Origin of the sequence: Enterococcus sp. AZ177, assembly GCF_050544585.1 — a bacterium.
In the GTDB taxonomy this organism is placed as follows: domain Bacteria; phylum Bacillota; class Bacilli; order Lactobacillales; family Enterococcaceae; genus Enterococcus_L; species Enterococcus_L plantarum.
In genome coordinates, this window is the sequence record NZ_CP172944.1 from 141514 (window position 1) to 154131 (window position 12618).

Below are 12618 nucleotides of genomic sequence, written 5' to 3' on the forward strand. Positions count from 1 at the left end.
TCTTGTAAATACAAGTCGGATAATCTAAAAGAATTGTTTCAAGTCGAAAGCTTACTTGCTGAGAATGCTATTTTTTTAAGGAAGAATGTGCTATCATTTTCTGTGAGTATCCTAGGTTGGAGGGGTGGACATGAATAAATTTCATGATATATTTTTAGAGCTTGAAAAAGGGATTTTAGAGGGAGATTATCAGCCTGGAACATTATTACCAAGTGAAAATCAATTAGTTGAACAATATTCCGTTTCAAGAGAAACGATTCGTAAAGCATTGAATTTGTTGATCAATGCTGGGTATATCCAAAAACAGCAAGGTAAAGGATCAATTGTTTTAAATGTAAGAAAATTCGATCTACCGATTTCTGGTGTTATCAGTTATAAAGAGCTACAGAGTGCGCAACAAATACATAGTGTTACTAGAGTTGTGGAACTCAAAGAAGAGAGTGTCACTGAATCTTTGGCTCGTTTGACGGGTTGGGAGAAAGAAGCTGCAGTTTGGCGATTGGTTAGACAAAGGGAAATCGACGGAGAAGTAGTGATTATCGATATCGATTATTTACTAAAAGAAATCGTCAACGAGTTGTCAGAAGTTCGAGCCGCAGATTCTATCTATGATTATTTAGAGAACGATTTAGGACTAGTTATTAGCTATGCACAAAAAGAAATCACAGTGGAATCTGTAACAGAAGAGGATCACAAATTAATGGATATTAAAGAAGATACACATGTGGTCGTTGTTCGAAGTGTAGTCAGTTTAGAAGATACACGTTGTTTTGAATACACAGAATCTAGACATAGATTGGATAAATTCAAATTCGTTGATTTTGCTAGAAGAAGAAAAGCGTAAAGAAATAATAATTCTTAATTGGGGGAGGAAAAATAGTGTATATAGGGATCGTTTATTTTGTTGTCATTATTTTAGCGAATACAGTTGGTGCGATTTCAGGAATGGGCGGCGGCGTTATTATTAAGCCTGTGCTGGATACACTGCACTTTCATCCACTAGCAGCAATTTCATTTTATTCAAGTGTAGCAGTTTTCACTATGTCAATCGTCTCTACACTTAGACAAATGAAAAATGGATTGAAATTGGAAATCCCCATTGCAGCATTAGTGTCTTTGGGTTCTGTAATAGGTGGTATTTCTGGGAATTCGGTATTTGAATCCTTGTTGCGAATATTTACGGATGAAAAATATGTTCAATTGATTCAAATTATTTTGACAATCATAACGCTTCTTTTTGCTTATTTTTATACGAAAATGGGCAATGCGCGTTCATTAGAGTTGTCTCATCCTATTTGGTATGTGGTTGTCGGTTTATTCTTAGGATTTATTTCTACTTTGCTTGGGATTGGTGGCGGGCCGATCAATGTGGCGATATTGATGGTATGTTTTGGAATTCCAATCAAAGAAGCAACGGTTTATTCGGTTATTACAATATTCTTTTCCCAGGCCGCAAAATTAGTTACGATTGCACAAACAACTGGTTTTGGTCGGTTTGATCTTTCTATATTACTATACGTGATTCCAGCTGCTGTTTTAGGCGGTTTTATAGGAGCATTAATCAGTGGAAAAATTAGTTCTGAACGAGTGACACAAGTGTTTCAATTTGTTATTCTTTTAGTATTAATATTAAATTTATGGAATGGTATACAATTATTCATTTGATCGTTAAGCGGATCATTTTTATACTATCCAATGTACTGAGGAGGCCACATTAATGGAGTATCATGTAAAAGAATTTACAGAACTTACGACTAAAGAATTTTTAGAAATTGTAAAACTAAGAATCGCTGTATTTGTGGTTGAACAACACTGTCCGTATCAAGAAGTCGATGAAGCTGATGAGGGAGCTTGGCATACTTGGTTACAAGAAGGAGCTGATATTGTTGGCTATACCCGAATCATCGATAAAGGAGATATAGTAACGTTTGGCAGAGTAATAGTGAATCCTAAGTATCGTGGGAAAAAATTAGGAAATAAACTTTTAGCAGAAACGTTAAAAGTAGTGGAGGATAAGTACCCCAATCGTCCAATTGTTATCGGTGCGCAAGCGCATTTGACAGATTTTTATGGGGCTTTTGGATTTGAAGCAATTTCGGATGTGTATTTAGAAGATGATATTCCCCATATTCATATGAGAAAAAACTAACTAAAAAGTGGTCATGCACAATAATGCGTGCTTATTTTTTTCAATATAAACAAAAACTTCCCAAAAAATGCGAGTGTACTTGCATTTTTTGGGAAGTCCAGTTACAAAATTAAGTGAATCTAATCGTGAAGAGTTACTTTTTAATATCTTCCATATTCTCTTTCAAAACGCCAGTAGTTTTTGTAGCATTTTGTGCCGCTAACAAATCACGGATTTGTTCTAATAAATCATCTGTTGTTGGACCAGCAGCCTCTTCTTCTTCTTCTTCAGGTTGTGGTTTCTTTTTCATCTTGTTGACAGCTTTTACGATTAGGAATAAAACAAAGGCTGTAATTAAAAATGTAATAAGAGCACTGATCACATCACCAATATTGAAAGCCACACCTTTAACGTTAAAAACGAGTGCACCTAATGCATCATCTGCGCTTTTTTCTCCGGTAGTCAACACGAAAACTAAGCTAACGAGCGGTGTGATCAATCCATTAACGATTTGTGTCACAATGGCAGTAAAAGCAGAACCAATAACAACCCCAACGGCTAAATCAAGGACATTTCCACGCATAATAAATTCTTTAAATTCTTTGATCATAAGTTTAACCTCCCTTTCTCAAATTCAGTATACAGAAAAAGTGAAAAAAATTGAAATGAAAGACTCTTACATCAAGGAAAGACAGTTGAGCTGTGCTATAATTAAATGGATATAGAAAATCTTAAAAAAACATTTAAAAGCAGCCAGATGATTGTATTTCAGACTGGACTTTATTATGATGAAAAACAAAGAGGAGCTGACAAGATGCCGATCACATTAGCACAAGGAGTCAACTTACATGTTGTTCCAACAGAAAAATATAAAACTGTGCGTATTTTGGTTCGTTTTAATACGCGTTTGAATAAAGAAACAATCACGAAACGGACACTTCTATCTAGTTTGCTAGAAACTAACAGCTTGAACTATCCCGATCAAGTGAAATTAAGCGAAAAATTAGCAGAGTTATACGGCGCTAGTTTTGGAATCAATGTGAATAAAAAAGGGAATTTACATTGGCTAAACCTTTCAATGAACTTAGTTAATGATAAGTATTTGGACAATAGTCATGTCTTAGCAGATGCTGCAGAATTTTTAAAAGAAATTTTATTTTACCCCAATATTAATGATGGCCAGTTTGAAGCAGAGACTTTCCAACGTGAAAAAGAAAATTTAAAAGCATACTATGAAAGTATTTCAGAAGACAAACAAGTGTATTCTTCTTTGGCATTACAAAATTTATATTTCAGTCAATCTGAAGACCAAAGAATTCCAAGTTTTGGGACGATTGCTGATTTAGAAAAAGAGACTGCTGAAAGTATTGCGGCATATCATCAACAAATGATCCGAGAAGACCAAGTGGATATTTTTGTTCTCGGAGATGTGGATGTAGCCGAAGTAACAGCACTATTTAGTACATTACCATTTGAAGATCGCGCATCTGGCAGTGCAGATATTTTTTATGCACAACCATCTAGAAATGTAATCGAAGAACGTTCTGAACAAGAAATTTTGGCGCAATCAAAACTGAATTTAGGTTATCATACAGATGTTTATTACGGCGACGAAAACTATTTTGCGCTACAAATTTTTAACGGTGTATTTGGTGGATTTCCACATTCTAAATTATTTATGAATGTCCGCGAAAAAGAAAACTTAGCCTATTATGCGTCTAGTAGTGTTGATACATTCCGAGGATTTTTAAGCGTTCAGACTGGAATCGATGGCAAAAATCGCAACCAAGTTCTGCGTTTGATTTCAGTAGAATTAGAAAATATACGTCAAGGTAAAGTGACAGATCTTGAAATTGAACAAACAAAAGCGATGTTAAAAAATCAATATTTACTTTCGCTAGATAACGCAGGTGCGGTGTTAGAAAATGAGTACTTAAATGATTTGATTCCCCACCTTCGTTTAAAAGATGATGAGTGGATTCGTCGAATGGAAGCTGTCACATTAGCGGATGTTCAACGTGTTGCAAAATTAGTACAATTACAAGCCGTTTTCTTTTTGGAAGGAGAAAAAGTCGATGAATAAAAAAGAATATCCTCAAATCAACGAAGTTCTCTATACAGAAGTCCTTGAAAATGGCTTAACTGTTTATTTATTACCAAAAAAAGAATACAACAAAACCTATGGCTTATTTACAACGAATTATGGTTCGATCGACAATGAATTTGTTCCAATCGGTGAATCAGACTTTGTAAAAGTACCAGATGGAATCGCTCATTTTCTAGAACATAAGATGTTTGAAAAAGAAGATGGAGATGTGTTCCAACAATTTGGTCGGCAAGGTGCTTCGGCTAATGCTTTTACAAGTTTTACGAAAACAAGCTACTTATTTTCAACAACAGATCAAGTAGAGAAAAATTTAGAAACATTATTAAATTTTGTTCAAGAACCATATTTTACCAAAGAAACAGTCGATAAAGAAAAAGGGATCATCGGACAAGAAATTCAAATGTATCTGGATGATTCTAACTGGCGTTTATTTTTCGGGACATTAGGCAATCTTTATCCAAAACATCCTCTGCATATCGATATTGCAGGAACCGTGGAAAGCATTGATGAAATTACAGCAGAAGATTTATATACTTGTTACAATACATTTTATCACCCAAGCAACATGACATTATTTGTTGTTGGAAAAATGGATCCTGAAGAAATGATGGCCTTTATCCGCAAGAATCAGTCGGTGAAAACATTCGCTGAAGCTGAACGGATCAAACGTCATTTTCCCAAGGAAACAGCGACAGATATTATTAAAGAAAGTTCTATTTCAATGGCTATCAGTCGTTCAAAAGTTATCGTTGGCTTAAAAGGGTTAGATGAAGTTCCAACAGATGGCAAAGCATTGCTGAAATATAAAACGACAGCGAATTTGCTCTTCCAATTATTATTTGGTAATACGTCACAAAATTATTTGACTATGTATAACGAAGGGTTGCTAGATGATAGTTTTGGCTATGAATTTAGCTTAGACCGTAGTTTCCACTTTGCAGATTTTGGTGGAGATAGTGATCAGCCTGAACAATTAGCGCAACGAATTGAAGAGATTCTGCTATCAGCTGACAATAGTCCTGAAGTCACAGAAGAAAATCTATCATTGTTGAAGAAAAAAATGATTGGTAAGTATTTCCAATCGTTAAATTCATTAGAGTACATCGCAAACCAATTTTCACAATCACTTTACGGTGAGACGACACTGTTTGATACGCCAGAAGTGATTGAAAGTGTTCAATTAGCGGATGTGAAGAGAGTAGCACAAGTATTTATCAACAAAGATGGATTGAGTCGTTTTTATATGTATCCCAAAAAATAATGAGGATTTAGTAGAAATGGATCGAGTGGTAATTATCTGATTTTTCTAGACTGCTGATTTTCTCATTTATAAGAAAAGTCAGCAGATAGTAAAGTTGGAATGTGTACGCTAAAAAAAGTCCAATATTTAGTCAAAAACTTTCAAAAATGTTATCCTCATCAGTATTTTTTTATGTTATCCTTAGAAGAGTTGGATGAATAGACGCTTCCAACTATTTTATTCAAATGTTTTACATAAGACAATTAGAGTCGTTAAACTTATAAAAAGCAGTTAGATAAAGAACTATTCAGAGGTGATTTATCTTGTTTATCAATACGCTGCAAATTAAAAATCGCCTGATCGATTTAGGCAAAAACTGATAAATTAGAAAGACTGGAGAAGATGGACGAGTGGCCAGCGTGAATATAGGAAAAAAATTAAGAGATGCACGACTGCAACGAAATATGTCGTTAGACGAACTGCAGCAAATTACTAAAACACAAAAACGCTATTTAGTAGCGATTGAAGAAAATGATTTTGATTCTATGCCAGGAACTTTTTACGTACGTGCATTTATTCGTCAGTATGCAAGTGCGGTTGGATTAGATGGTAATGAATTAGTTGAGATTTATGATGGAATAGATGAACCAGAAGATGTAGAGACCGAAATCCAATATGAGACATTGGATGAGTCTCGGACGCAAATGTATGATGAAAATAGTCAAACTAAACGTTTTATGCGTAGCTTACCTGCGGTTATTTTTTCTTTGATTGGATTAGCAATCGCAATCGTTGTCTTTTACATTACATGGCAAGATCGTCAGGCGGCACCTATCATTCAGCCGCCAGCCTCTGAAATAATCAGAGAATCTTCGTCCGAAGCAAGTTCTGAATCAAGTCAAGCATCTGCCTCAAGTAGCACAGAGACGTCAAGTTCTAGCTCTTCTTCGGAGCCGAAAGCACCAACGGAAGTGAAGTTTGAAAATGAATCTGGTGTAACAGTGAACATGAGTGCAGTGAATGTGGCAAATCCAGGTAAACTGGAGTTTAGTGCTGTAACTGGACCTTGTTGGGTGGGTGTTTATATTGCTACAGCAGCGAACAATGACAATGGGTACTATTATCAAGAGACTATCCAACCAGGCCAGCCAAAATCTGTTGATATTCCAGCTGGGACCGCGCAAGTAGTCATTAGTTTAGGTGCTTCTGAGTATATGGAATTCAAATTAGACGGTCAAGAAGCGAATTTCAACCCAAATAACACTGGGATTGGCCCGAGAAATATCAACTTAACGTTAGCTTATGCACAAACAGAACAATCACAGCCACAATAAAAAAAGAATAGTTTTATTTGTTCATAATAGATGAGCGAGAAAAATTTACGATGGACAATCAGCCGTGGTAAGTGTTTTTCTCGCTCATTTGTTGGGACTATGACCAATTAGAGCTAAGTAAAATAAAGTATGTCTTTTTTAGTGACACTGGCTAGAAGATAACGTAAAATAAGGAAGAAAAGAGAGGGGTAACAAGCATTGAATTTACCAAATAAATTAACCGTTATTAGAATATTTATGATTCCAATTTTTATTGCCATCGTTAGTATACCAATGGATTGGGGGACGATTACTGTTGCGGGGACATCGTTAGCAGTCACTCAATTAGTGGGGGCAATCATTTTTGCAGTAGCAAGTATTACCGACTGGCTAGATGGAAAGATAGCGCGTGCACGAGGGTTAGTTACCAACTTTGGTAAGTTTGCCGATCCATTAGCAGATAAGATGCTTGTGATGACGGCGTTTATCGTATTGGTGGGGCAACAAAAAGCACCAACTTGGGTAGTGGCGATCATTGTATGTCGTGAGTTAGCTGTTACTGGATTGCGTTTGCTACTAGTTGAAGGTGGCGAAGTAATGGCTGCTGCTTGGCCAGGTAAAGTGAAAACGGCAACGCAAATGGTTGCGATTATATTATTATTCATTAATAATATTCCATTCGCAGCAATTGGATTTCCATTAGATCAAATCATGTTATACGTTTGTCTATTATTCACAATTTATTCTGGAGTTGATTATTTTGTGAAAAATGCAAGCGTCTTTAAGGGATCAATGTAAAAATCGACTAAAAATTCTAGTAAAATCAAAAAATGCAGCTACCTGATGAAGGAGCTGCATTTTTTCGTTAAATCCATGGACCAATAACGACCGTATAGAGACTCAAAATAATCCCTGTAAGAATAAACAGGATACCTAAAGTAAACAAAGGGTTGAATTTTTTAGGGCGGTTCGTTCCTTTTTTAAATAATTTTGATAAGGCTGCAAATAAGAGCCCTAAAATAATGAGTAAACCATTCACGAAAAAAGTCGATAAGGCATTTTTTTTCTTACGTGTATTTGTAAGGACAGAGTTTTGTAGAGCTTTCAATTTTTTGGCATATTTGAATGAAACACTTGGCGTTTGGAGTGTAGGCGATACTTCTGCAAGTCCATTGTCCATCATTAAATTATTAGCGGATAAAGTGAAAGCCGGTTCGGTATTTTTTTGAATAAGACCGTAAAAATCCTGCTCTAAAATTATTTCTTCGTTATTTATCGTATTATTTCCTTTAGAAAGCAATTGTTTATACTCATACGTCGCGAAAGCTCGGTCAAAAATTGCATTACCAAAAGCATGACGCTGTAATTCCCCTTCTTGATCTTCCCAATTTCCTACACCTAGTACAATTTCTATTAGACGTGTATTTTCTCGTTTGGCAGTTGCTGCATAGTTAAATCCGCCAGTAGGACTAGAACCAGTTTTTAAGCCGTCTGCTCCGTCATAACCATAAGCAAGACCGGGTAGTGAATAATTGTGGTTTTCTAACACTTCAGCATAAGGTGTATTTTCCATGATCGTGATTTGAGTTGGACTGGTGTATGTCACCGTATCTGGATAATTTTTCAGTAAATGATAAGATAAAATAGCTAAATCTCTTGCTGTAGTAACGTTATCCGCATTTTGGTCGATTCCTGCCGGTTTGTAGTAACCGTTGAATGAGCCCGTTTCAGCACCGCTACAATTGTAAAACGTTGAATTTGTCATACCAAGTTCTTTGGCTTTATCATTCATCATATGAATAAATTTAGCTTCATCATTGGCAGTTACAAGGTTTGCTAGCATAACCGTTGCGACATTTGATGATTGTACGAGTGTTGCATACAATAAATCGCGAACAGGGTAATCGACCCCAGAAACGATTGAATTGTTACTTAATTCATAGATCTGTGAAATCGCTTGGTCGTTGTCTGTCGCTTTCACTGTGGTATCCAACGTAAATTGTCCCTTTGCCATTGCTTCAAATACAAGATAAACAGACATTAACTTAGCAATACTGGCGGGGTTCCATTTTAAATCTGGATTATCTGCCCAAAGGACCTGTCCCGTTTCTGCTTCGATTACAATTGAGGCCTTTGGTTTATATAATTCATTCGTTTGATACCCTGCATTTTGAGTGATTGTTAGAATATCTTCTTGAGCGTAAGCACTAGCAGTTGTAAAGAGGCCTGAAAAATAGCCTACGACCAATATTAGCAAGCACATTTTCAGTAAAACAGTTCTTTTCTTCATATAAACATCCTTTGTCTTTAATTATTCTGTTATATAGATACGCCGGAAAGTTTCAGTTTCGGTTGCTAATTGTAAACGTAAAAGGTCGGCAATCTGAGTTTCGTTGATTAAATTAGGAAATAGAAAAAATAGGGTGCTAAAATAAAACACCATCTTCTATTAAACTATCGTTTTTTTGCAAAGTCAATGCTAAACCAAAAGTGTAACAGTTCTATTTTACGTGAAAAACGAATAAAATTGTTTCTTTTTCATACACTTTAAATAAAAAGTAATTTTTGAGTAGTTTTGGTATACTTAAAAAGACGGGGGTGGATGTGAAATGAAGATTGAACAAATGGTTGCTTCTCAATGGGACGATCTATCAGAACAGATTTCCCAAAGCCGATTACTATTGCCTTTTTATAGTACTCATACTTTAGCTAGACAAGAATTTAGTAAAAAAACGCGGGAAAATTCGGGAATTGCGTATGTTATCTATAGAGGAAAAAAACCATATATATTTTTGACTGTTGAAAAAGGCATCGTCACCAACCTATTGATAAGAGAATCAGTAAAGCTTAGTTGGTCAGCAATCTTCCTTACGATTGAACACCTTTTTAAACAAACATTTCAACCAACTATCACATTTATTTTTACTCAATCACTTACGATTCATTTACAAGAAGTCTTCTTGAGATATGGATATGCGATTCATGAGGATCGAATAAGTATAAAAGAGTTAAGCTATAATACGGCACTAGTATTAGGTGGCGGAGGGGCTCGAGGTGCATATCAAATCGGTGTTTGGCAAGCATTGGAAGAATTGGGCATCTCAGTGAATATCATAACAGGCACATCTGTAGGTGCCTTGAATGGTGCTTTGATTTTACAAGACGATTTTGAAGCTGCTAAAAATATGTGGGAAAAAATCGAGACGCAAAAGATATTGTCTTTTCCAACGACGACGGCATCAGCTGATACACTAAGCGGAATGGTCAGTCAAATCGGTTCATTTACGATCAATGCTATCCAATCAAAGGGTGTCTCCACACTACCATTACGCAATTTGATCAAAGATACTTTCTCGCAAGAAAAGATGCAACAGGTTACGTTAGATTTTTATTTGGTAACCACTGAATTACCAAATTTACAAGAAAAAGATATTCACTTCAATACATGTCAAAGTGAGCGCTGGCAAAGTTGGTTATTGGCATCTGCTTCTTTTTTTCCAGCTATGGCAGCCACTCAGATTGATGGGAAATATTATGTAGACGGCGGTTATCGGAATAATATCCCAGTTGATATTGCGCTACAAAAAGGAGCGACAGAATGCATCGTAGTCGATGTCAAAGGCCCAGGAATCACAAAGCCAATCAAAATCCCAACAACGGCAACGGTGCTGAATATCCAATCATCGTGGTCTATGGGAGCAGTTCTTTTATTTGACGGAGCTCGTTCGACCCAAAACATCCAGTTAGGTTATTTAGAAACAATGAAAGCTATCGGGCGCAACTATTTAGGACACTGGTATACGTTTGATGAAACTCTGAAGAATGTTGAGACATTCCAACGTGAGTTTTTTGCTTACATTGAATACACGTATCAAATAAAATTATGGAATTCTACCGAACAAAAAAATAAAATCTGTAAAAAATTGCGTAAAGTTTATAAAGACAGGGTGTATACTGAAAATATTGGGTTGGTTTTGGTTGAGTTATTAGCAAAGAATCAGGAAATCTCTGCTTCTAAGCTATATAAGCTTCAAGAATTAGTAGAAACTCTTCAGCAAAGCGGACAAATGAAGGTTGAATTGGTGGATACGATCGGGATGATTTCTCTCCAAGAATGGCTAAAGAAATATTATGAAGACTACTTTTTACTTTCTGACAAACAACAGTTATCATTAATGAATAACTTACTGAATGCAGATGAGAAGGAAAAACCACAGCGTTTGGCTTTTTTATTAGATAAATTACCAACTCAAACGCTACAAATTTTAATGAAAGAATTTATACTACAAGGAGCGGATAAAGAATGAAACAAGAATTTTCATATGAAATCGTAGAAGAAATTGCCGTATTATCAGAAAATACGCAAGGTTGGCGCAAAGAATTCAATTTAGTTAGTTGGAATGGTCGTCCACCAAAATTTGATTTAAGAGATTGGTCTGCTGATCACGAAAAAATGGGCAAAGGAATCACCCTGACGAATGAAGAATTTGAGATCTTGTCTAAAGCAATAAAATCAATGTAGAGAGGACACCCTGTCGATGAAAAGTATGACTGGTTTTGGAAAAGAAACATTTTTAAATGACACGTATCAAATTGATGTTGAAATCAAGAGTGTCAATCAACGGTTTTTAGATATTCAGTTACGGATGCCAAAAGAGGTGAATCCTCACGAGATGGCTATTCGCCAATTAATGAAAGAGACAATACAGCGCGGTCGGATAGAGGCCTATATTAATATCAAACAAACTGGTAGCAGTAATAAAGAAGTGTTAGTTCATTGGAATCTCATTCATCAATTGTTGGGAGAGATTCAACAAGAATTAACAGCTAATTATCCCCAAGCTGAATTTGATGCTGCGCAAAATATCAATCAATTGCTTAATAATTCAGACTATGTTGAGGTCACAGAAAAACAAGAAGCAGATGAAACATTTGGTTTATTAGTTCTAGAGTGCGTGAAAAAAGCGGTTATGCGAATCGATGCGAGTCGTTTGCAGGAAGGTCAAAAGATTCAACAAGTTCTAGCAACTTATTGTCAAGATTTCATAGCGTTGGTGATGGAGTTAAAAAGTTTTGTAGATATTTATGAAAAGGATTATCGCGAAAAATTTGAAGCAAAGTTAAATGATTGGCTAGGTAGCCAAGTTGATGAAACTCGTTTGTTGACGGAGTTAGCAATCTTACTTGAAAAAGGGGATATCCATGAAGAATTAGATCGTTTAGAGATTCATGTTGAGAAGCTGCAAGAATTATTGACGCAGTCAGAACCAGTGGGTCGGGAATTAGATTTTCTGATTCAAGAGATGAACCGAGAGGTCAATACGATCGGGTCCAAATCCAGTCCAATTGAGATCAAAAACATCGTAGTTCAAATGAAAACGATGCTCGAAAAAATTCGTGAACAGATTCAAAATGTCGAATAATAGAAAATAGTTTGTGATTCTAGGTTTTAAAGCTATAATTAGAGAGAAGAAAGTGAAGAGGTGAATAAGTATGTCAAAGTATTACGATGTAACGTTCCATGAATTAAGCGGGAAATCTGTGGTCAAAAGAGAAATCATTTCTGATAAAGAGCCGTTTGATGTTTGGGAAGATGCTTGTATGTCATTTACAGATGATGTTTTCAACATTCGTGTGAATGAAGAGGCGTTTGTGACATTAAACCGTCGTTTTGTAGTCCGAGTGGACGTTGAAGAAGTGGATGGGCCTGTGGATAAAAAAATCAAACGCCATGATGAAATTATGGGCGTTGTGAATACTTTATCGAATATGGGATTTTAAGAGAAGTAATAATCTAATGAGCCTGGGACATAACTAAAAAGGGTATGTT

The 12618-nt window shown here is 35.9% G+C and carries 13 protein-coding genes; 11 read left to right on the top strand and 2 right to left on the bottom strand.

Annotation, left to right across the window (positions count from 1 at the left end; all coding sequences use genetic code 11):
* Positions 1–130: 130 nt before the first annotated feature.
* From treR to IGJ34_RS00670, 3 genes are read left to right on the top strand one after another with little or no spacing between them, the layout of a single operon-like run.
* Entirely contained in the window at positions 131–844 is a 714-nt protein-coding gene (gene treR / locus IGJ34_RS00660; protein WP_430597884.1) for a trehalose operon repressor, read from the top strand.
* Positions 845–879: 35 nt separating this feature from the next.
* Positions 880–1665: a sulfite exporter TauE/SafE family protein gene (locus IGJ34_RS00665; protein WP_069653271.1), complete on the top strand. Its 786-nt coding sequence runs from the start codon at positions 880–882 to the stop codon at positions 1663–1665.
* 52 nt (positions 1666–1717) lie between these two features.
* Positions 1718–2149, top strand: a complete 432-nt coding sequence (locus IGJ34_RS00670; RefSeq protein WP_069653272.1) for a GNAT family N-acetyltransferase — start codon at positions 1718–1720, stop codon at positions 2147–2149.
* A gap of 133 nt (positions 2150–2282) precedes the next feature.
* On the opposite strand, the gene mscL is transcribed toward IGJ34_RS00670, so the two are convergent.
* Entirely contained in the window at positions 2283–2738 is a 456-nt protein-coding gene (gene mscL / locus IGJ34_RS00675; RefSeq protein ID WP_430597885.1) for a large conductance mechanosensitive channel protein MscL, read from the bottom strand.
* A 204-nt stretch (positions 2739–2942) separates the two neighbouring features.
* Here mscL and yfmF point away from each other — a divergent pair, with 204 nt between their 5' ends.
* From yfmF to pgsA, 4 genes are all read left to right on the top strand, one after another.
* A complete protein-coding gene (gene yfmF / locus IGJ34_RS00680) occupies positions 2943–4211 on the top strand; it encodes an EF-P 5-aminopentanol modification-associated protein YfmF (protein WP_069653305.1) in 1269 nt (422 codons plus the stop codon).
* Positions 4204–5496, top strand: coding sequence for an EF-P 5-aminopentanol modification-associated protein YfmH (yfmH, locus tag IGJ34_RS00685; RefSeq protein WP_206849619.1), 1293 nt, complete (start codon positions 4204–4206; stop codon positions 5494–5496). The genes yfmF and yfmH overlap by 8 nt, the downstream gene beginning before the upstream one ends.
* A 398-nt stretch (positions 5497–5894) precedes the next feature.
* Positions 5895–6809, top strand: a complete 915-nt coding sequence (locus IGJ34_RS00690; RefSeq protein WP_340689580.1) for a helix-turn-helix domain-containing protein — start codon at positions 5895–5897, stop codon at positions 6807–6809.
* A gap of 198 nt (positions 6810–7007) precedes the next feature.
* Positions 7008–7586 (top strand): CDP-diacylglycerol--glycerol-3-phosphate 3-phosphatidyltransferase, encoded by a 579-nt coding sequence (pgsA, locus tag IGJ34_RS00695; RefSeq protein ID WP_069653276.1) that lies wholly within the window; start codon positions 7008–7010, stop codon positions 7584–7586.
* A 67-nt stretch (positions 7587–7653) separates the two neighbouring features.
* Here the strand turns inward: pgsA and IGJ34_RS00700 are convergent, their stop codons facing one another.
* Positions 7654–9078 (bottom strand): DUF1958 domain-containing protein, encoded by a 1425-nt coding sequence (locus IGJ34_RS00700; protein ID WP_430597886.1) that lies wholly within the window; start codon positions 9076–9078, stop codon positions 7654–7656.
* A gap of 319 nt (positions 9079–9397) precedes the next feature.
* Here IGJ34_RS00700 and IGJ34_RS00705 point away from each other — a divergent pair, with 319 nt between their 5' ends.
* The 4 genes from IGJ34_RS00705 to IGJ34_RS00720 all read left to right on the top strand — a co-directional run bounded on the left by IGJ34_RS00705 (position 9398) and on the right by IGJ34_RS00720 (position 12569).
* Entirely contained in the window at positions 9398–11095 is a 1698-nt protein-coding gene (locus IGJ34_RS00705; RefSeq protein WP_430597887.1) for a patatin-like phospholipase family protein, read from the top strand.
* Entirely contained in the window at positions 11092–11310 is a 219-nt protein-coding gene (locus IGJ34_RS00710) for a YdbC family protein (protein WP_025870292.1), read from the top strand. Before IGJ34_RS00705 ends, IGJ34_RS00710 begins: the two co-directional genes overlap by 4 nt.
* A 16-nt stretch (positions 11311–11326) precedes the next feature.
* A complete protein-coding gene (locus IGJ34_RS00715) occupies positions 11327–12211 on the top strand; it encodes a YicC/YloC family endoribonuclease (RefSeq protein WP_430597888.1) in 885 nt (294 codons plus the stop codon).
* Positions 12212–12281: 70 nt separating this feature from the next.
* On the top strand, positions 12282–12569 hold the full coding sequence (locus IGJ34_RS00720; protein ID WP_069653280.1) for a hypothetical protein: 288 nt from the start codon (positions 12282–12284) through the stop codon (positions 12567–12569).
* Positions 12570–12618: the final 49 nt, after the last annotated feature.

Bases quoted from the DNA above. Each gene is read 5' to 3' on its own strand.
- treR (WP_430597884.1), top strand. From the start codon at position 131: ATGAATAAATTTCATGATATATTTTTAGAGCTTGAAAAAGGGATTTTA.
- IGJ34_RS00670 (WP_069653272.1), top strand. From the start codon at position 1,718: ATGGAGTATCATGTAAAAGAATTTACAGAACTTACGACTAAAGAATTT.
- mscL (WP_430597885.1), bottom strand. From the start codon at position 2,738: ATGATCAAAGAATTTAAAGAATTTATTATGCGTGGAAATGTCCTTGAT.
- yfmF (WP_069653305.1), top strand. From the start codon at position 2,943: ATGCCGATCACATTAGCACAAGGAGTCAACTTACATGTTGTTCCAACA.
- yfmH (WP_206849619.1), top strand. From the start codon at position 4,204: ATGAATAAAAAAGAATATCCTCAAATCAACGAAGTTCTCTATACAGAA.
- IGJ34_RS00700 (WP_430597886.1), bottom strand. From the start codon at position 9,078: ATGAAGAAAAGAACTGTTTTACTGAAAATGTGCTTGCTAATATTGGTC.
- IGJ34_RS00705 (WP_430597887.1), top strand. From the start codon at position 9,398: ATGAAGATTGAACAAATGGTTGCTTCTCAATGGGACGATCTATCAGAA.
- IGJ34_RS00710 (WP_025870292.1), top strand. From the start codon at position 11,092: ATGAAACAAGAATTTTCATATGAAATCGTAGAAGAAATTGCCGTATTA.
- IGJ34_RS00715 (WP_430597888.1), top strand. From the start codon at position 11,327: ATGAAAAGTATGACTGGTTTTGGAAAAGAAACATTTTTAAATGACACG.
- IGJ34_RS00720 (WP_069653280.1), top strand. From the start codon at position 12,282: ATGTCAAAGTATTACGATGTAACGTTCCATGAATTAAGCGGGAAATCT.